General features: G+C 68.5%; 16 protein-coding genes and 1 pseudogene. 3 read left to right on the top strand and 14 right to left on the bottom strand.

What is annotated here, in order from left to right:
* Positions 1-320 precede the first annotated feature (320 nt).
* Positions 321-614, top strand: coding sequence for a hypothetical protein (locus AK36_RS24670; RefSeq protein ID WP_014722613.1), 294 nt, complete (start codon positions 321-323; stop codon positions 612-614).
* 112 nt (positions 615-726) lie between these two features.
* Here the strand turns inward: AK36_RS24670 and AK36_RS24665 are convergent, their stop codons facing one another.
* Together AK36_RS24665 and AK36_RS24660 are read right to left on the bottom strand one after the other, a co-directional pair.
* Positions 727-1,395 (bottom strand): LysE family translocator, encoded by a 669-nt coding sequence (locus AK36_RS24665; protein WP_014722614.1) that lies wholly within the window; start codon positions 1,393-1,395, stop codon positions 727-729.
* 58 nt (positions 1,396-1,453) lie between these two features.
* A complete protein-coding gene (locus tag AK36_RS24660; protein ID WP_011883644.1) occupies positions 1,454-3,010 on the bottom strand; it encodes a UbiD family decarboxylase in 1,557 nt (518 codons plus the stop codon).
* A gap of 596 nt (positions 3,011-3,606) precedes the next feature.
* Here AK36_RS24660 and AK36_RS24655 point away from each other — a divergent pair.
* Positions 3,607-4,728 (top strand): transglycosylase SLT domain-containing protein, encoded by a 1,122-nt coding sequence (locus tag AK36_RS24655; RefSeq protein WP_011883645.1) that lies wholly within the window; start codon positions 3,607-3,609, stop codon positions 4,726-4,728.
* A 111-nt stretch (positions 4,729-4,839) separates the two neighbouring features.
* On the opposite strand, the gene AK36_RS24650 is transcribed toward AK36_RS24655, so the two are convergent.
* From AK36_RS24650 to AK36_RS24610, 9 genes and pseudogenes are all read right to left on the bottom strand, one after another.
* Entirely contained in the window at positions 4,840-6,036 is a 1,197-nt protein-coding gene (locus tag AK36_RS24650; RefSeq protein WP_014722619.1) for a pyridoxal phosphate-dependent aminotransferase, read from the bottom strand.
* A 69-nt stretch (positions 6,037-6,105) separates the two neighbouring features.
* Positions 6,106-6,543, bottom strand: a complete 438-nt coding sequence (nusB, locus tag AK36_RS24645; RefSeq protein ID WP_045579378.1) for a transcription antitermination factor NusB — start codon at positions 6,541-6,543, stop codon at positions 6,106-6,108.
* Entirely contained in the window at positions 6,540-7,049 is a 510-nt protein-coding gene (gene ribH, locus AK36_RS24640; RefSeq protein WP_011883652.1) for a 6,7-dimethyl-8-ribityllumazine synthase, read from the bottom strand. The genes nusB and ribH overlap by 4 nt, the downstream gene beginning before the upstream one ends.
* Before the next feature lie 53 nt (positions 7,050-7,102).
* On the bottom strand, positions 7,103-8,245 hold the full coding sequence (gene ribBA / locus AK36_RS24635) for a bifunctional 3,4-dihydroxy-2-butanone-4-phosphate synthase/GTP cyclohydrolase II (protein ID WP_011883653.1): 1,143 nt from the start codon (positions 8,243-8,245) through the stop codon (positions 7,103-7,105).
* A 202-nt stretch (positions 8,246-8,447) separates the two neighbouring features.
* Entirely contained in the window at positions 8,448-8,966 is a 519-nt protein-coding gene (locus AK36_RS24630; RefSeq protein ID WP_045579377.1) for a DUF1993 domain-containing protein, read from the bottom strand.
* A 211-nt stretch (positions 8,967-9,177) separates the two neighbouring features.
* A pseudogene (locus tag AK36_RS24625) lies at positions 9,178-9,330 on the bottom strand (riboflavin synthase); the annotation flags it as partial.
* A 20-nt stretch (positions 9,331-9,350) separates the two neighbouring features.
* Entirely contained in the window at positions 9,351-10,472 is a 1,122-nt protein-coding gene (gene ribD, locus AK36_RS24620; protein ID WP_045579376.1) for a bifunctional diaminohydroxyphosphoribosylaminopyrimidine deaminase/5-amino-6-(5-phosphoribosylamino)uracil reductase RibD, read from the bottom strand.
* Positions 10,473-10,486: 14 nt separating this feature from the next.
* Positions 10,487-11,770, bottom strand: coding sequence for a glutamate-1-semialdehyde 2,1-aminomutase (gene hemL / locus AK36_RS24615; RefSeq protein WP_011883660.1), 1,284 nt, complete (start codon positions 11,768-11,770; stop codon positions 10,487-10,489).
* A 223-nt stretch (positions 11,771-11,993) separates the two neighbouring features.
* Positions 11,994-12,446, bottom strand: a complete 453-nt coding sequence (locus AK36_RS24610; protein WP_011883662.1) for a hypothetical protein — start codon at positions 12,444-12,446, stop codon at positions 11,994-11,996.
* A gap of 262 nt (positions 12,447-12,708) precedes the next feature.
* Here AK36_RS24610 and AK36_RS24605 point away from each other — a divergent pair, with 262 nt between their 5' ends.
* Positions 12,709-13,926 (top strand): Bcr/CflA family multidrug efflux MFS transporter, encoded by a 1,218-nt coding sequence (locus AK36_RS24605; RefSeq protein ID WP_011883664.1) that lies wholly within the window; start codon positions 12,709-12,711, stop codon positions 13,924-13,926.
* Between the two features lie 120 nt (positions 13,927-14,046).
* On the opposite strand, the gene AK36_RS24600 is transcribed toward AK36_RS24605, so the two are convergent.
* The 3 genes from AK36_RS24600 to zwf form a co-directional block, all read right to left on the bottom strand.
* Entirely contained in the window at positions 14,047-15,975 is a 1,929-nt protein-coding gene (locus AK36_RS24600; RefSeq protein WP_011883666.1) for a bifunctional transcriptional regulator/glucokinase, read from the bottom strand.
* On the bottom strand, positions 15,953-16,633 hold the full coding sequence (gene pgl, locus AK36_RS24595; RefSeq protein ID WP_014722626.1) for a 6-phosphogluconolactonase: 681 nt from the start codon (positions 16,631-16,633) through the stop codon (positions 15,953-15,955). The genes AK36_RS24600 and pgl overlap by 23 nt, the downstream gene beginning before the upstream one ends.
* A gap of 74 nt (positions 16,634-16,707) precedes the next feature.
* Entirely contained in the window at positions 16,708-18,177 is a 1,470-nt protein-coding gene (gene zwf / locus AK36_RS24590; protein WP_045579375.1) for a glucose-6-phosphate dehydrogenase, read from the bottom strand.
* Positions 18,178-18,571: the final 394 nt, after the last annotated feature.

Below are 18,571 nucleotides of genomic sequence, written 5' to 3'. Positions count from 1 at the left end.
CCATCGGAACGGTCGGCGTCTTGTCTCGAATTTGTAATCGTTCATTACGGCACGCTGCGAGCCGCGCGGGCGTGGTCCGGTAAGAACGACCGAGTGGTGTGCCCCGCGTGGGCCGGTCGGACGAAATCCTGCGTGTCGGTGCGGCACGCGATGGCCGCGCGAGCGGGGCATCGTGGTGGCCCTCGCGGCCCGGAATTGCAATTTGCAACAAATGCGCGACCCGCCCGGAGCGGGTTTTCGCTACATTGCTTGCATGCGACGTGCGCGCCTGCCGTCGCCGACCGGAGCGCACAAATTACCGCTCCAGCAGGAGAATCGAAGTGAAAAAGCTCATTCCGTTCATCGCCGCCGCCGCGCTCGGCCTGGGTGCCGCGAGCGCCGCGCAGGCCCACGTGTCGATCGGGGTCGGCATCGGTATCCCGGTTGCGCCGGCATACCCCGTGTACGCGCCGCCGCCGCCCGTCTACTACGCACCGCCGCCTCCGCCCGTGTATTACGCGCCTGCGCCGGCGTACTATGCGCCGCCGCCGGTGGTGGTCGGCGGCTATTACGGCCGTCCGTACTGGCATCACGGTTATGGCGGCTGGGGCCACCACGGCTACTGGCGCCGCTGACGCGTCGCGCGCGGCGACGGCCGCGTGAAGCAGAACGGCGCAACGCCCGGTGACGGACGTTGCGCCGTTCTTCATTTCAGGCGCCCGATGCCGCGTGGGCGGCACGTTGCGCTCACGCGGCGTGAACGATTAGATCGCGGTAGCCGCCGACGATCACGCTATAAGAGAAATACGCGAACAGCAGCGCCGACGCGACATGGCACGCGCGCATCAGCCCCGCGCCCGCACGCTTGCGGCCGTGGCTCGCGAGCGTGCAGATGAACAGCGTCCACGCGAGGCCGCCGAGGAAGAAGCCGGACAGGAACACCGAAGCCGTAGCCGGCGTGGTCGCGCCGGCTTTCGCGATCAGTGCGCCGCCGACCGCCGCGAACCACAGGATCGCGCTCGGCGACGACATCGCCAGCAGCAGCCCGCGTACGAAGCTGCGGCGCGCGCTCGCACGCGGCGCGGGTGCGTCGCCGGCGCGGTCGTCGGCATCGGCGGGCGGCGCGATCGCTTCGCGCGCCATCTTCCACGTGAGGAACAGCAGCACCGCGCCGCCGCCGATCCAGACGATCCAGCGCACGGCCTCGAACTGCAGCAGCACGGCCATGCCGGCCAGCGCGAGCGCGGCGTAGACGAGATCGCCGACGCACGAGCCGAGGCCGAGCCAGAAGCCCGGCCGAAAGCCGTGCGACAGCGTTAGCGACAGCATCGCGACGTTGACGAGGCCGATGTCGAGACACAGCGACAGCGACAGGAAGAAGCCGTCGGACAGCATCGAGGCGGGTGGAAAGCTCATCGTCATTGCTCGGGTGGAGTCGATGGTGCGTGCCGACGCATGTCTGCGCACGGGCCGATCAAAGTCCGATCTCCTGCCAGAGCCGGTCCACGCGCGCCTTGACGGCCGCGTCCATCTCGATCGGCCGGCCCCATTCGCGGTTGGTCTCGCCCGGCCACTTGTTGGTCGCGTCGAGCCCCATCTTCGAACCGAGCCCGGCGACCGGCGACGCAAAGTCGAGATAGTCGATCGGCGTGCTGTCGACCATCACGGTGTCGCGCACTGGATCGACGCGCGTCGTGATCGCCCAGATCACCTCGTTCCAGTCGCGGATGTTCACGTCCTCGTCCACGACCACGATGAACTTCGTGTACATGAACTGCCGCAGGAAGCTCCATACGCCGAACATCACGCGCTTCGCATGGCCCGCGTAGCTCTTCTTCATCTGCACGATGGCCATCCGGTAGCTGCAGCCTTCCGGCGGCAGATAGAAGTCCGTGATCTCGGTGAACTGCTTCTGCAGCAGCGGCACGAACACCTCGTTGAGCGCGACGCCGAGCACGGCCGGCTCGTCGGGCGGCTTGCCCGTATAGGTCGAGTGATAGATCGCGTCGCGGCGCATCGTGATGCGCTCGACCGTGAACACCGGAAACCACTCCTGCTCGTTGTAGTAGCCGGTGTGGTCGCCGTACGGGCCTTCGAGTGCGTGCTCGTACGCGGCCGCCGCATTGCCGGCCGGCCGCGGCGGCGCGCCGGCCGGGGCCGGCGCAGGCGTGCCTTGCTGCGGATAAATGAAGCCTTCGAGCACGATTTCCGCGCGCGCGGGCACCTGCAGCGTGTCGACGCCGGGCGTCAGGCACTTCGCGAGCTCGGTGCGGCTGCCGCGCAGCAGGCCGGCGAACTGATACTCGGACAGCGTGTCGGGCACCGGCGTCACGGCGCCGAGCGTCGTGGCCGGGTCGGCGCCGAGCACGACCGCGACCGGATACGGTTGGCCCGGATTCCTCAATGCGAATTCGCGGAAATCCAGCGCGCCGCCGCGATGGGCGAGCCAGCGCATGATCAGCTTGTTGCGGCCGATCAGCTGCTGGCGGTAGATGCCGAGATTCTGGCGCGACTTGTTCGGCCCGCGCGTGACCGTGAGGCCCCACGTGACGAGCGGCCCGGCGTCGCCGGGCCAGCAGGTCTGGATCGGCAGCTTGTGCAGGTCGACGTCGGCGCCTTCCCAGACGATCTCCTGGCATGCCGGCGACGACACCGATTTCGGCGCCATGTCCCACACGGCCTTGGCGAGCGACAGCAGCTTGCCGGCGTCCTTCAGGCTCTTCGGCGGATCCGGCTCCTTCAACGCGGACAGCAGCCGCCCGAGGTCGCGCAGCGAGCCGAGCGCGGCGTCGTCGCCCGCATCGACGCCCATCCCGAGCGCGACGCGGCGCGGCGTGCCGAACAGGTTGCCGAGCACCGGAAACGCATTGCCCGGCGGCGCGTTGAACAGCAGCGCAGGGCCGCCGGCGCGCAGCACGCGGTCGCACAGCTCGGTCATTTCGAGCACGGGCGACACGGGTTGCGTGACGCGCCGCAGTTCGCCGAGCGCCTCGAGGCGCTGAATGAAATCTCGTAAGTCTTTGTATTTCATGAAGATGGTCCGGATTGCCCGCGACGCGGGCAACGGTGAGCGGGCGCAACTGCCGGTGCGGCCCCGAATCGATCGCCGATTTTACCCGCGCCGCCGCGCGCTCGCCCGCGAGCGAAAAAAGTAGACCGCGCTGGAAGCCCCTTCGGCAGAGGCCTCGCGATCTGAAGGCCGCCTCAACATTACTTTTTGTTATAATTTCGAGGTTTTATAGTGTTGACGATCTATAAAACCCTGCTAGAATCCGCTCACATTGGTTGCAGGGTAAAAGGCTTCGAGCCGCCAATCACCGATCTTCGACGCAGCGCGTCACCGTCCGCCGAATCCTGCACGGCGTCTTTCGACGGTCTTTAGTTGTAGTCTCGGCCAGCGCCACCTGACGCTGGTTTTTTGCGTGAGTGCCACCGCGTGTGCCCACCTTGCACAAGATGCAAAGGTGCTGGCCTTCTTACACCGTGGCCTCGAACGGTACTTATACCGTTTCCCCGATGCTTGTGCGTCCGACCAAGGCGTGCGGCGTCGTGATTCCGCGGCGCGTATTCTGTCTCGCCATCGAGCCGAGCGAGCCGCACGAGTCATGTTCATGGGAGATGATCTGAATGAACGCTTGGTTATCGTGGCGTCCCACAGAGCAGCATGCGCAGTTCGTGCGCGACATGCTGCGCCGGGGGACGCGTGTCAGTCACCACTTATTCAGCGTTGTCGGCTGTCTCGCTGTCGCAGTTGCGCTCGCCCTCTGGCTCGTGCCGACCGTGCGCGGGAACCTCGCAGCAAAGCTGATGCCGATCGTATCCGCGGCCATGCAAGCCGGTCCGGCCCGTCTGCTGTCCGGCCATCCGCTGCCGAACTTCGCGCCCGCCGGCGCGCAGCCGCAGCAGGAAGACGCGACCGAAACGGACGCGCTCGCCGTCGGTCTCGACGTCGCGCCTGAAACCTCCGCGCAGAACGATGCGGCCGATGCGGCCCGCAACGGCCCGTCGCCGGTCGCGCTCGCGAAACTGATTCCGACCCAGCGGGTTCCGGCCGACGCCCGTGACGATCGCACGCTCGCGTCGAACCGTGAACAGGCGCTCGTCGCCACCTACCTGTCGCGCCGCTACCGGGTCGCGCAGGAGCCGCTCGGCCAGCTCGTCAAGGCGGCGTTCCAGACCGGCCGCGACGTCGGCCTCGATCCGCTGCTGCTGCTGTCGGTGATGGCGATCGAATCCGGCTTCAACCCGTACGCGGAAAGCGGCGTCGGCGCGCAGGGGCTGATGCAGGTCATGTCGAAGGTCCATTCCGACAAGTTCGAATACTTCGGCGGCACCGATACCGCGCTGCAGCCGCTCGCGAACCTGCAGGTCGGTGCGCTGGTGCTGAAGGACTGCATCGCGCGCGGCGGCTCGCTCGCGAACGGCCTGCGCCTGTACAACGGCTCGACGAACCCGGACGACAACGCGTACGGCGCGAAGGTCATGGCCGAGCGCGGCCGCCTGCGCGACGTGGCGCACGGCCGCAACGTGCCGGTCAATGCACCGCAGGCGCCGGTCCAGGCGTCGAAGCCGATCGTCACCGCGGCCGTCACGGCAGCCGCAGGCGGCGCCAAGCGCGTGCATGCGACGCTCGACGCCGCGCAGCCGCTCGCCGCGAAGACCGCGGCACCGAAGGGCGCGCAGCAGGACGACGCGAGCGTCGACACCGCGAAGCAATCGCACGGCGAGCATTCGGAACTGGGCGCGTAACGACCGCAGGTTTCACCCGCACGAATAGAAAAAGCACCCGGTCGGGTGCTTTTTTCTTTTGTATCGACGCAGATGGACCGCCGGCCGGCGCGGTGCCACGGGTTCCGTGGCTCAGTGGTGGCCGAACAGTTTGGCCAGCCGCTCGACCGCTTCCTCGAGCCGTGAATAGGCCGTCGCATACGACAGCCGGATATAGTCGCGCGGCGCATGGACGCCGAAATCCATGCCCGGCACCAGCACGACGCCGGCGTCGTGCAGCATCGCATGCGTGAGCGCGGCGCTGTCGCCGGCTGCCGGGTGGGCAACGCCGCCGCAATGTGCGTAGACGTAGAACGCCCCGTCGGGCATCACCGGGACCTTGAAGCCGAGCCGTTCGAGCGCCGGCGCGATGAAGTCGCGGCGACGCTTGAATTCGAGGCGGCGCGCTTCGTAGATGTCGAGCGTCGCCGGTTCGAAGCAGGCGAGCGCCGCATGCTGCGCGAGCGCGGACGGACAGATGAACAGATTCTGCGACAGCTTTTCGAACGTGCCGACCAGCGCCGGCGGCACGACGAGCCAGCCCAGCCGCCAGCCGGTCATGCTGAAGTACTTCGAGAAGCTGTTCACCGTGACGACGTCGTCGCCGTACGACAGCGCCGACACGGGCGCCGCATCGTAACTGAGGCCCTGATAGATCTCGTCGACGATCGTGAAGCCGCCGCGTGCGCGCACCGCCTCGACGATCCTTTTGAGCTCGTCCGGCTCGAGCGACGTGCCGGTCGGGTTCGACGGCGACGCGAGCAGCACGCCGCGCGTGCGGTTGCCCCAGCGCGTGCGGACGTCGTCGGCGGTGAGCTGAAAGCGCGCTTCCGGGCCGCTCGGCACGAGCACCGGCCGGCCTTCGGCCGCCGCGACGAAGTGCCGGTTGCACGGATACGACGGATCTGGCATCAGCACCTCGTCGTCGCGGCCGACGAGCGCGAGGCACGCGAGCAGCAGTGCGGCCGATGCGCCGGCCGTCACGACGATCCGCTCGGGGCTGATCGTGAGGCCGTACGCGCGCGCATAGTGCGCCGCGATCGCTTCGCGCAGCGGCGCAATGCCGAGCGCGCTCGTGTACTGCGTGACCCCGCGGCGCAACGCAGCCGCGGCCGCCTCGACGACGGGCTCCGGCGCGGTGAAGTCCGGCTCGCCGATCCCCATGTGGATAACATCGCGCCCGGAGGACTCGAGCCGCTGTGCTTCCTTCATCAGTTCCATCACATAGAACGGCTGGATCGCGTCGACGCGTGCGGCGAGCGTGACGAGCGAATCGGCGGTGGTATTCATCGGTCGGGCGGAGCGGGCAGGGGAAGGGGAAACGAAAAACGGGCGCGTATGCGCCCGTCGATACACGGATCAGCTGTTGCGACGCGCCTGCGTTTCGGCGGGGCGCAGCTTCGCGGCGAGCTTGTCGAGCACGCCGTTCACGTACTTGTAGCCGTCGGAGCCGCCGAACGTCTTCGTGAGTTCGACCGCTTCGTTGATGATGACGCGGTACGGCGTTTCGACATGGTGCGTGAGCTCGAACGTCGCGATCAGCAGCACGGCGCGTTCAACCGGCGACAACTGGTCGATCGGACGATCCAGCGACGGCGTGATCGCTTCGACCAGCGTCGTGTGCTCGCGAATCACACCGTGCAGGATGGCCTCGAGCAGTTCCTTGTCGGCCTTGTCGTAACCGAGCGCGCCGCGCAGTTGCGCGTCGATCTCGCCGGAGGACGCGTTCGACAGCAGCCACTGATACAAGCCCTGCGTCGCCAGCTCGCGCGATTGTCGGCGGGCGCTCTTTTTCATGCGCGCTCCTCTTCGTCGTCTTCGTCTTCTTCTTCGTCGTCGCCGAGCTGGTCGAGCGCCATCGTCAGGTTCGCCATCTCGACCGCGACGCGAGCGGCGTCACGACCCTTTTCGGTCATGCGCGCGACGGCTTGCTCGTCGTTTTCGGTCGTCAGCACCGCGTTCGCGATCGGCAGGTTGAAGTCGAGGCCGATGCGCGTGATGCCCGCACCGCTTTCGTTCGACACGAGTTCGAAGTGGTACGTCTCGCCGCGGATCACCGCGCCGAGCGCGATCAGCGCGTCGAACTGGCCGCTTTCGGCGAGCTTTTGCAGCGCGAGCGGGATTTCCAGCGCGCCCGGCACCGATACGAGCAGCACGTCTTCACCCGACACGCCGAGGCGCTCGAGTTCTTCGACGCATGCATCGGCGAGGCCGTTGCAGACGGGTTCGTTGAAGCGGGATTGCACGATGCCGATACGCAGGCCGTCGCCTTCGAGATTCGGTTGGTATTGTCCGATTTCCATGATCTGGTCCGTGGTGTGGATGAACGGTTATAGGGCGAAAGCGCCGCGGCGGGTTACGCGTTGGACGCCGGGCAGGACTTGGCTTCGTCGCCGGGCATCGGAATGAAGCCCGTGACTTCGAGGCCGTAGCCGGACATGCTGCCCAGCTTGCGCGGATTCGACAGCACCTGCATCTTGCCGACGCCGACATCACGCAGGATCTGCGCGCCGATGCCGAACGTCTTGAAATCGACCGGCCGGCGCTTCAGCGCAGCGGCCTTCTGTTCCTCGTCGAACGCCTTGAAAACGTCGATCAGATGTTCCTTCGTGTCGCCGCAGTTGAGCAGCACGATCACGCCGAGGTCGCGCTCCGCAATCTCGCGCATCGCTGCGTCGAGCGTCCACGAGTGCGTCGAGATGCCCGTCTCGAGCAGGTCGAGCACCGACAGCGGCTCGTGCACGCGCACCGGCGTATCGACGTCGGGCGCCGGCGCGCCGCGCACCAGCGCGATGTGCGGCGAGCCGCTCGGCTGGTCGCGGTACAGCACCGCGCGGAACGTGCCGTGCGCGGTCTGCATCGTGCGCTCGGCGATCCGCTCGATGATCGACTCGGTGCGGCTGCGGTACTGGATCAGGTCGGCGATCGTGCCGATCTTCAGATCGTGTTCCTTCGCGAACTCGAGCAGATCGGGCAGGCGCGCCATCGTGCCGTCGTCCTTGATGATCTCGCAGATCACCGCGGCCGGCGTGAGCCCCGCGAGCGCGGTGAAGTCGCAGCCGGCCTCGGTATGGCCGGCGCGCACCAGCACGCCGCCCGGCTGCGCCATGATCGGGAACACGTGGCCCGGCTGCACGATGTGCTCGGGGCGCACGTCGTGCGCGACCGCCGTGGCGATCGTATGTGCGCGGTCGGCGGCCGAGATGCCGGTCGTCACGCCTTCGGCCGCTTCGATGCTGACCGTGAATGCGGTGCCGTACTGGGTGCCGTTGCGGTAGGTCATCAGCGGCAGGTGCAGCTGCTTGCAGCGTTCCTGCGTCAACGTCAGACAAATCAGCCCGCGGCCGTACCGGGCCATGAAGTTGATCGCTTCCGGCGTGACGAACTCGGCGGCGATCACGAGATCGCCTTCGTTTTCGCGGTCTTCTTCGTCGACCAGGATCACCATCCGGCCGGCTTTCAACTCCGCGATGATGTCGAGCGTGGAGGCGAGCGTCATAAAGGGGCGAGAAAAAGGAAAGTGCGTATTTTACGCCAGCCGGACCGCGTTTCGGCTGGCACGGGCCGCGCGCCCGGCAAGCGCGCCGAAAAGCCGCGCGACCGGGCCGTGACGCGAACCTGCAATGCGCGACGGCAGGACGGCCGGCCGGGCCGCCGCGCCGGCCGTCGCGCCCGGTGTCACGTGTTCGTCACGCAGGGCATCAAGCGTGGTCGTTGCGGCCGCCGAGGTAATCGAGCTTGCCGAGTTCGACGCCGTTGTGGCGCAGGATGCCGTACGCGGTCGTCACGTGGAAGAAGAAATTGGGCAGCACGAAGTTCAGCAGGTAAGACTGGCCGGTGTACTCGATCGGGCCGACGCGCATCTTCAGCACGATCTGGCGCGCTTCGCTGCCGTCGATCTGGGCTGCGTCGAAGCTCTTCAGATAGTCGATCGTCTTCTGGACGCGCGCATGCAACTCGTCGAACGACTGTTCGACGTCCGGATAGCTCGGGATATCGACGCCGGCAAGCCGCGCGGCGCAGCCCTTGGCCGTGTCGGTCGCGATGTATACCTGGCGCACGAGCGGCAGCATGTCCGGATAGAGGCGTGCGCCGATGAACACCGACGGATCGATCTGCTTCTCGGCCGCATGCGCCTGCGCCTTGCCGAGGATGTGCTGCAGGTTGGTGAGGCCGCGGATCAGGACGGGCAGCGAAGCCTGATACATCGAGATGGACATGGAAACGACTCCTGGTGGAAAAGGGAGCAGCCGGTACGCGGCGTGGCGCCGAATCCGCTGCCGTTGCATCTTAGCGCGACGCGCCGGCGCGTGCGCGCCGTTGGCCGTCCGGCCAGGTGTCGGCACGCGCCGCCGACGGCCATCGGACGACCGCGGGCCCGCGCCCGTCGCATCAGTCCCGGTGCAGGCTCTGCGACGCGCAGATCATCCGCTCGATCGCGATGCTGTGGCCGAGTGCGCCATCGGGGAGGTGGAGGCCGCCTGCGTGCACGGTCAGCCGCACGCAGGCGTCGGCGTCGGCCGGCGCGCCGAGCGGGCGGAGCGATTCGATGCGGCCGACGGCCGCGACGATGCCGGTGAGCATCGCGACGGCGACGGCGCCGTTCAGTGGGCGCCCGCGGGCGGCGCGACGCGCGCGACGATCCGCAGATCGTCGCCGACCCGCTCGACGCTGTGGAACGCCAGCCGCGTGCGGCCGTCGAGGCTCCTCGGCGCGGCGAGATCGAACATCGCGGCCGCGTCGCTGCCGAGCAGGCTCGGCGCCAGATAGACGAGCAGCTCGTCGACGCACTGCTCGCGCAGCAGCGAACCGTTCAGCTTGTGGCCGGCCTCCACGTGCAGCTCGTTGACGCCGCGCGCGCCGAGCGCCGCAAGCATTCCGGGCAGATCGACCTTGCCTTGCAGGTTCGCCAGCGACACGACTTCGGCGCCGCGCGACTGCAGCACGTTCGCGCGGATCTCGCCGGCGGCGTCGAGCCGGCCGCAGAAGATCAGCAGCGGCGCGCCTTCGAGCAGCCGGGCGTCGAGCGGCAGGTCGAGCCGGCTGTCCACCAGCACGCGCTGCGGCTGACGCGGCGTGTCGATGCCGCGGACGGTCAGGAGCGGATTGTCCTCGCGCACGGTGCCGATGCCGGTGAGGATCGCGCACGCGCGCGCACGCCACGCATGGCCGTCGAGACGCGCGGCCTCGCCGGTGATCCATTGGCTTTCGCCGGACGGCAGCGCGGTGCGCGCATCGAGCGAGGCGGCGGTCTTCATCCGCACCCACGGACGTCCGCGCGTCATCCGCGACACGAAGCCGATGTTCAGTTCGCCGGCTTCGTACGCGAGCAGCCCGCAGCGTACGTCGATGCCTGCGTCGCGCAGCATCCCGAGGCCGCGCCCGGACACCTGCGGGTTCGGGTCTTCCATCGCCGCCACGACCTTCGCGACGCGCGCGTCGATCAGCGCGTTCGCGCACGGCGGCGTGCGGCCGAAGTGGCTGCACGGCTCGAGCGTCACGTAGACGGTCGCGCCGGCCACGTCGCAGCCGCGCGCGCGCGCGTCCTTCAGCGCTTGCACTTCCGCGTGATCCTGGCCGGCCGGCTGCGTGAACCCTTCGCCGATCACGTCGCCGTCCTTGACGATCACGCAGCCGACGCGCGGATTCGGCGCCGTCGTATACATGCCGCGCGCCGCGAGCGCGAGCGCGCGTTGCATGTGCGCGAAGTCGGTATCGGAGAACATGCGCGCGGGCCCGGTCAGGCGGCGAGCGCCGCGAACGCGCGGCGCGCGGCGGCGAGCGTCGCGTCGATCACCGCGTCGTCGTGCGTGCTCGATACGAAGCCGGCCTCGTACGCGGACGGCGCGAAGTACACGCCTTCGTCGAGCATCAGGTGGAAGAAGCGATTGAAGCGTTCGACGTCGCTCTTCGTGACTTCCGCGAAGCTCGCCGGCACGCGCTCGGCGAAGTACAGGCCGAACATCGCGCCGATCGAGTCGGCCGCGAACGGCACGCCGGCCGCGCGCGCTTCCGCCGCGAGGCCGTCGGCGAGGCGCTTCGTCTGCGCGGTGAGCGCGTCGTAGAAGCCGGGCGCCTGGATCAGCTGCAGCGTCTTCAGGCCCGCGGCGACCGCAATCGGATTGCCCGACAGCGTGCCGGCCTGGTACACGCCGCCGAGCGGCGCGAGATGGGCCATGATGTCGCGGCGGCCGCCGAACGCGGCGGCCGGCATCCCGCCGCCGATCACCTTGCCGAGGCAGGTGAGGTCGGCCGCGATGCCGTAGTGCTGCTGGGCGCCGCCGAGCGCGACGCGGAAGCCGCACATCACCTCGTCGAAGATCAGCACCGCGCCGTGCTTCGTGCACAGCGCGCGCAGCGCGTTCAGGAATTCCGGCGTGCCGCGCACGAGGTTCATGTTGCCCGCGACGGGCTCGACGATCACCGCGGCGATTTCGTCGCCGAACGCGCCGAACGCTTCTTCCAGCGCGGCGACGTTGTTGTATTCGAGGACGGTCGTGTGCTTGGCGATGTCGGCGGGCACGCCGGCCGAGGTCGGATTGCCGAACGTCAGCAGGCCCGAGCCGGCCTTGACCAAGAGGCTGTCCGCGTGGCCGTGGTAGCAGCCCTCGAACTTGACGATGCGGCTGCGGCCCGTGAAGCCGCGCGCGAGACGCAGCGCGCTCATCGTGGCCTCGGTGCCGCTCGACACCATCCGCACCTGCTCGATCGACGGCACCAGCTTGCAGATTTCTTCGGCGATCTCGATCTCGGCCTCGGTCGGCGCGCCGAACGAGAAGCCGTCGGCGAGCACGCGCTGCACGGCCGCCAGCACTTCCGGATGGACGTGACCGACGATCATCGGGCCCCACGAGCCGATGTAGTCGATGTACTGCTTGCCGTCGGCGTCCCAGAAGTACGGGCCCTGCGCGCGCGCCACGAAGCGCGGCGTGCCGCCGACGGAACGGAACGCGCGGACGGGCGAGTTGACGCCGCCCGGGATGGTCTTCTGGGCGCGTTCGAAGAGGATCTGGTTGTTGGACATGAGCGAAACCTGAGAGAAGGGCGCGGGGGCCTCGTGCACGGGCCGCGGCGCCTGGGCGGAACGATCGTCTGATTGTACCGGAGACGCACGCGGCGGGCCCGGCGCGCGCGCTGCGGCCTTTGCGCGCGCGACGCGGGCCGGCGCGCACAGGGCCGGCCGGGGCGATGCGGCACGCTTTTCGGCCAGCTTCTCGGCTCGAATCTCGGCCAGCTTATGGACCCGTTTACCGGCGCGGCTTGCGCTTGCCGGTCAGCTCCGCCCAGCGCTTTTCCAGCGGACCTTCGACCATCGGCTTGATCGACGTGCCGGAGCTCTGTGCATCCCAGGTCTGCACCGAGTACGGATGCACGCGCAGCGCGTCGCGCGGGATCATGACGTCCTGATGCGCGTCGACGAGCCAGTCGTAGACGAAGTCGATGCACAGCCGGTAGCCGCGCTTGGTCGTCGCGTCGGGCACCTCGTACGGCGCGCGCGTCACGTAGCCGGAGCCGAACACGCCTTTCGGCGCCTGCGCGACGCGGTGCAGGAACACGCGGTCGCCCGGCACGATGCCGCGTGCGAAGCCGCAGCCCCATACGTCGTGCACGGCGTCGCCGGCCTTCACGCGCGCGGCGACGTCGGGCAGTTCGGGCCACGGCCATTTCTTGGGGCTCCAGATCAGCAGGAAGGCGGTCATCGGTTCGGTCGTGCGTCGATTGGGTCGGATGGGGGCAGCGGCGAGCGGCAAGCTTAATACGATTGAGACGACTCGGCTCGGGCGCGCGGGCGAAGCACGCGCTCACTGCGCGCGCGTTTGCGGCTCTGCGCCGACACCGGCCGACGGCCGGCGGCGCGAAAAGTTGCGCGTACAATCAAGGGCCGATGCGCCGCCCGCGGCGCGCTCTGTCGTCTTCACTGCCACGCGCGCCGCTGCGCGCGGGCTCCCATTGCGGATACCCATGTCCCACGTCGTCCGGCGCCGGCCCGATGCCCGGCTGATCCTGTTGCTCGGTGCGCTCGCTGCCTGCGGGCCGATTGCCACCGACATGTACCTGCCGAGCCTGCCGTCGATCGCCGACGGCTTCTCCGTGAGCGCCGGCGCCGCGCAGCGCACGCTCACGAGCTTCATGGCCGGCTTCTCGATCGGCATGCTGCTGTACGGCCCGCTGTCCGACACCTGGGGCCGCCGGCCCGTGCTGCTCGGCGGCATCGCGCTATTCACGCTCGCGAGCATCGGCTGCTTCGTCGCGGGCTCCATCGACATGCTGATCTTCGTGCGCTTCCTGCAGGCGCTCGGCGCGGGCGCCGCGTCCGTGCTGGCCCGCGCGATCGCGCGCGACGCGCACGAGCCGACCGATGCGGCGAAGGTGCTGTCGATGGTCGCGATCGTCACCGCGGTCGGGCCGCTGCTCGCGCCGCTGATCGGCGGCCAGATCCTGCGTTTCGCCGGCTGGCGCGGCGTGTTCGTCGTGCTGGCGTCATTCGGCGCGCTGTGCGCGGCGACCGCCTACCTGCGCGTGCCCGAAACCTGGCCGAAGGAGCGGCGCAAGAGCGCGGCCGTGCTCGCATCGTTCGCGTCGTACGGGCGCATCCTGTCCGACCCGGTCGCGTGGGGGCACATGCTGTGCGGCGGGATGGCGTTCGCGTCGATGTTCTCGTACATCACCGCGACGCCGTTCGTCTACATCGAGTACTTCCACGTCTCGCCGCAGCACTACGGGCTGCTGTTCGGGCTGAACGTCGTCGGGATCATGATCGGCAACTTCGCGAACACGCGGCTGGTGGGCAGCGTCGGCTCGCTGCGCATCATCGCGGCCGCGTCGCTCGTGAGCTGCATCGCGTCGCTCGCGGTCGCGCTCGTCGCGCTGACGGGGTGGGGCGGGCTGTGGTCGATCGTCGTGTGCCTATTCTTCGTGGTCGGCGTAGTCGGCATCCTGTCGGCCAACTGCACGACCGACCTGATGCATCGCTATCCGCACAACGCGGGCGCATCGGCGGCCGTGTTCGGCGCGATGCAGCTCGCGCTCGGCGCGCTCGCGAGCGTCGCGATCGGCGCGCTTGCGGACGGCACGCCGTTCGCGATGGGCGTGACGATCGGCGTGTGCGGCGTGCTATGTTTCGTCGGCCGCTGGTTCGTGCTGCGCTGGCATGGCCGGCCGGTGAAGGCCGACGCCTGACGCCCGACGCGCCGCGGCTGCGGCCCGCCATGAAAAACGCCACCGGCGCAGCGCGCGCGGTGGCGTTTCGTTTTGCGGCGCGCGCACGGCGGCGAGCGCCGCCGACCGCTGCCGAGCACCTCAGTCGCGCGCGACGTCCTTCGCCGCCGGCGACGCGCCGTGGCTCAGCCAGTCGAGCACGTCGGCCGTTTCGTCGTCGCTCGCGCGCGCACGCGCCTGCGCGACGGCTTCCGGCAGTTCGCCGGCGGTCGACGCGCGGCGGATCGCGACGCCGACCGCGAGGATGTCGATCATCACCAGATGCAGGATCCGCGAGATCATCGACAACTGCGACTCGCGCATCTCGATGTGGTCGGTTTCGAGCGCCACGGTTGCGCGCTTCGCGAGCGGCGTGTTGCTCGACGTAATCGCGATCACCTTCGCGCCCGCCTGCATCGCGACGTCGAGCACGCGCAGCAGCTCGGGCGCGCGCCCCGATTTCGACACCGCGACGATCACGTCCCCCTTGCCGAGCAGCGCGGCCGACGCGGCCTGCATGTACAGGTCGCCGTAGGCGATCGTCGGAATCCCGAAGCGGAAGAACTTGTAGTGCGCGTCCTGCGCGACGATGTTCGAGTTGCCGAGCCCGTAGAACTCGATGCGGCGCGCGCCGTTCAGGATCTCGATCGCGTTCTCGACGTGCTCGAAGTTCAGGTGTTCGCGCAGCTGCAGGATCGCCGACACCGTGTTGTCGAGCACCTTCGCGCCGAAGTCGGTGGCCGTGTCGCCGAGATGCACCTGGCTGTGGCTCATCGGAATCGTGCCGGTGAGGCCGGTCGCGAGCTTCAGCTTGAAGTCCGACAGCCCTTGGCAGCCGAGCGAGCGGCAGAAGCGGATCACCGTCGGCTGGCTCACGTCGGCCTTGCGCGCGATATCGACGATCGGATCGTTGATGATCGAGCGCGGATGGTTCAGCGCGAGATCGGCGACGCGGCGCTCGGCCGGCGTCAGCGCGTCGCGCATCTGGCGAATCCGCTCGAACACCGCCGACGACGCACCGCCCGAGCGGTTCGACAACTGCTCCGCGAGGATCGCCGACACGCCGAGGAACGCCGGATATTCGGCGGTGATCAGGTAGGTCGGGATGTTCTGCAGATAGTGCGCGAAGCGGCCCTTCGCCTCGAAGCGCGCGCGGAACGACGAGCGCGTGAACAGCTCGCCGAGCTTGAGCGCGACGCCGCCGCCGATGTAGACGCCGCCGAGCGCGCCGAGCGTGAGCGCGACGCTGCCCGCGAACGAGCCGAGAATGCCGCAGAAGCATTCGACCGTCTCGAGCGCGAGCGCTTCGCCCGCGTGCGCGCGCTCGACGATGTCGGCCGTGTCGACGCTCGCGGCGACGCGCTTCTTGTCGCGCGCGGCGAGCGCGCGATAGATGATCTCGATGCCGGGGCCTGCGCACACCCGCTCGAACGACACGTGCGGAAACTTCTTGCGCGCGTACTGCAGCACGAGGTCCTCGCGCTCGTCCTGCGGCGCGAACGAAGCGTGGCCGCCTTCGCTGCCGAGCGCGATCCAGCGGTCGTCCGCCGGGATCAGGCCCGACACGCCGAGCCCGGTGCCCGGGCCGAGCAGCCCGATCACGCTGTTCTGGCGCCGCGTGCCGCCGCCGATCTGCACGCGCTGCGCATCGGTGAGGCCGGGCAGCGCCATCGCGAGCGCGGTGAAGTCGTTGACGACGAGCAGCGTGTCGAAGCCGAGCGCGCGGCGCGTCGCCTCGATCGAGAAGCTCCAGTCGTGGTTGGTCATCGTGACCTGGTCGCCGTCGACCGGGTTCGCGATCGCGATCGCCGCGTGGTTCACGCGGGCGATCTTCACGTCCTTCAGATACTTGCGGATCGCGTCGGTGAGCGTCGGATAATCGGCGCCCGGATAGACGCGGATCTGCGTGATCTCACCCGGGCCGGTTTCCAGCGCGAAACGCGCGTTGGTGCCGCCGACATCCGCGAGCAGGCGCGGGCCGTCGGCATGCTGACCCGCGACGACGGCCTTACTTTGCGCACCAGTAGACATCGAGCTGGGTCCCCTTGTCGTTGGCCAGTTGGGAAATCGCGTTGTGCTGCAGCGTTGCGGCCGCGGCTTCGAGCACGTCGCGTTTGCGGGCGCCTGCGATCAGCAGGAACAGTCGCTCGACGCGCTTGAGCGCATCGAGCGACAAGCTCACGCGTGCATGCGGCGCGGCGCCGGGATGAACCGCGACGAAACGCTCGCGGGTCGTGATCGCGTGCTGCCATTCGGGCGCGTCGGCGAAGATCGACGCGGTGTGGCCGTCCTCGCCCATGCCCAGCACCGCGACGTTCGGCACGCGATGGTCGGCGTTCGCATTGAGCGCGGCGACGTGCGCGTCGAGCGGCACGCGCGTGTCGACGAGCGGCAGGAAGCGCGCGGCGCGCGCCGCGTCCTGCAGCAGCGTGTCGCGCACGAGTTGCGCGTTGCTGGCCAGGTCGTCCTCGGGTACCCAGCGGTCGTCGACCAGCGTCACGTCGACGCCGGCCCAGTCGAGGGCCGTGTGCGACAGCGTGTGCAGAAACGGGCGCGGGCTGGTGCCGCCCGACACCGCGAGCGTCGGGCGCGCGGGGCCGGCGAGGGCCGCGCGCAGCGCGTCGCCGACGGCGCGTGCGAGCGCTTCACTTTGCGCTTCCTGGGTGTCGAAAGCGTGGATCTCGATCACATCTCCTCCGGACTGCTTTGTCTGTTCAATTCATGTGAACCATCTGACACGGTGGCGCGCGCCACCGGTCTGCATCAGTTTTCCTCTTCGAGCCAGCAGGTGCCGTGCTGCGCGAGCATCGCGCTCGACGCAGCCGGCCCCCACGTGCCCGCCGCGTACGGCTTCGGCGGCTTCAGCGTGCGTGCCCATTCATTCAGGATCGGCTCGACCCAGCGCCATGCGGCTTCCTGCTCGTCGCGGCGCACGAACAACGCGAGGCGGCCGTTGATCACGTCGAGCAGCAGGCGCTGATACGCCTCCATCTGCCCTTCCTTGAAGAACCGGTCGAACGCCAGATCGAGGTGCACGCTCGCGAGGTTCATGCCTTCGCCCGGCTGCTTCGCGAGGCAATACAGGCGAATCGTCTCGTTCGGCTGCAGCCGGATCACCAGGCGGTTCGAGCCGGGGCGCAGCGCGGGCGCGCCGAGCGCCGAGTGCGGCACCGGCCGGAAGTTGACGACGATCTCGGCGACGCGGTCGGCCAGACGCTTGCCCGTGCGCAGGAAGAACGGCACGCCGGCCCAGCGCCAGTTCTCGATCTCGACCTTCAGCGCGACGAAGGTTTCGGTCGGGCTGTCGGGCTTCACGCCCGGCTCGGTCGCATAGGCCGGCACCTGCGCGCCCTTGATCACGCCCGCATGGTACTGGCCGCGCACCGCGACCTTGCCGATGTCGCGCGGATCGATGGGCTTCAGCGCGCGCAGCACGCGCAGCTTCTCGTCGCGCACCGAGTCGGAATCCATCGAATGCGGCGGCTCCATCGCGACGATCGACAGCAACTGCAGCAGGTGGTTCTGCACCATGTCGCGCAGCGCGCCCGTATTGTCGTAGAAATCGCCGCGCGCCTCGACGCCGAGCTCCTCGGCGATCGTGATCTGGATGCTCTCGACCCATTCGCGGCGCCACAGCGGCTCGAACAGCGCGTTGCCGAAGCGCAGCGCGAGCAGGTTCTGCACCGGCTCCTTGCCGAGGTAGTGGTCGATCCGGTAGATCTGGTCTTCCGCGAAGATCTCGCCGACCGCGTCGTTGATCGCGTTCGACGAGCGCAGGTCGTAGCCGAGCGGCTTCTCCAGCACGATGCGCGCGCCTTCGTTCAGCCCAACCGACGCGAGCGCGTTGCAGATCGGCACGAACAGCGACGGGCCGGTCGCCAGATAGAACACGCGGATGCCCTCGTGCGGCGCCACCGCGTCGCGCAGCACGACGTAGTCTTCCGCGCGGCCGAGATCGAGCTTCACGTATTCGATGCGCGCGAGGAAGGACTTCCACGCGCTTTCGTCGAACGCCTTGCCGGCCGCCTTCACCGCGTGCGGTTTCACGTGCGTGTCGACCCATTCGAGATAGCCGGCCTGATCCGATTCGTGTCGCGCGACGGCGACGATCCGGCCGCCTTCCGCGAGCATGTTGCCGCGGTGCGCTTCGAACAGCGCGGGCAGGATCTTGCGCATCGACAGGTCGCCGGTGCCGCCGAAAAGGACGAAAGTAAAGCTGGAATCGGTATGCATGTGTCTCCGCCGGTTGGGGTGCTGGGAAGCGATCCGTAGTGCGATAAAAATATTTTTGACACTGAATTGTAGTTTAACTACAATCCGCCGCAAGGGGTAGCACCTGGGTGAAGAAAAAAACATGTGCGGTCGACGAACTGCACGAGCTTCGCCGGTGGAGCGCCTTGTGCCGAATGTTATCGGACATTGGCGGTGCGCATGGTTCGCGCGCCGTCGCCCCGGGCTCGCGTCGCGGCATTGCGGCGGGCCAGAAACACAAAGAGGAGACACGCCGTTGAATCTCGATTCACGCTTTCTGTAAGAGCCCGGCCGGTCATCGGCCCCGTACGCTGCATGCGTCCCGCGGCTCGATTTCCCCGTCGTTTATCAAGAAGCCGGTTCCCCGCGGGGAACT

The organism is Burkholderia vietnamiensis LMG 10929 (assembly GCF_000959445.1).
Lineage (GTDB): Bacteria > Pseudomonadota > Gammaproteobacteria > Burkholderiales > Burkholderiaceae > Burkholderia > Burkholderia vietnamiensis.
This window is presented reverse-complemented; position numbering and strand designations above follow the sequence as displayed.

Bases quoted from the DNA above. Each gene is read 5' to 3' on its own strand.
- ribH (WP_011883652.1), bottom strand. From the start codon at position 7,049: ATGGAAATCGGACAATACCAACCGAATCTCGAAGGCGACGGCCTGCGT.
- ribD (WP_045579376.1), bottom strand. From the start codon at position 10,472: ATGTTCTCCGATACCGACTTCGCGCACATGCAACGCGCGCTCGCGCTC.
- AK36_RS24610 (WP_011883662.1), bottom strand. From the start codon at position 12,446: ATGACCGCCTTCCTGCTGATCTGGAGCCCCAAGAAATGGCCGTGGCCC.
- AK36_RS24630 (WP_045579377.1), bottom strand. From the start codon at position 8,966: ATGTCCATCTCGATGTATCAGGCTTCGCTGCCCGTCCTGATCCGCGGC.
- AK36_RS24665 (WP_014722614.1), bottom strand. From the start codon at position 1,395: ATGAGCTTTCCACCCGCCTCGATGCTGTCCGACGGCTTCTTCCTGTCG.
- AK36_RS24600 (WP_011883666.1), bottom strand. From the start codon at position 15,975: ATGTCTACTGGTGCGCAAAGTAAGGCCGTCGTCGCGGGTCAGCATGCC.
- AK36_RS24655 (WP_011883645.1), top strand. From the start codon at position 3,607: ATGAACGCTTGGTTATCGTGGCGTCCCACAGAGCAGCATGCGCAGTTC.
- AK36_RS24605 (WP_011883664.1), top strand. From the start codon at position 12,709: ATGTCCCACGTCGTCCGGCGCCGGCCCGATGCCCGGCTGATCCTGTTG.
- ribBA (WP_011883653.1), bottom strand. From the start codon at position 8,245: ATGACGCTCGCCTCCACGCTCGACATCATCGCGGAGTTGAAAGCCGGC.
- AK36_RS24650 (WP_014722619.1), bottom strand. From the start codon at position 6,036: ATGAATACCACCGCCGATTCGCTCGTCACGCTCGCCGCACGCGTCGAC.
- hemL (WP_011883660.1), bottom strand. From the start codon at position 11,770: ATGTCCAACAACCAGATCCTCTTCGAACGCGCCCAGAAGACCATCCCG.
- AK36_RS24660 (WP_011883644.1), bottom strand. From the start codon at position 3,010: ATGAAATACAAAGACTTACGAGATTTCATTCAGCGCCTCGAGGCGCTC.
- zwf (WP_045579375.1), bottom strand. From the start codon at position 18,177: ATGCATACCGATTCCAGCTTTACTTTCGTCCTTTTCGGCGGCACCGGC.
- nusB (WP_045579378.1), bottom strand. From the start codon at position 6,543: ATGAAAAAGAGCGCCCGCCGACAATCGCGCGAGCTGGCGACGCAGGGC.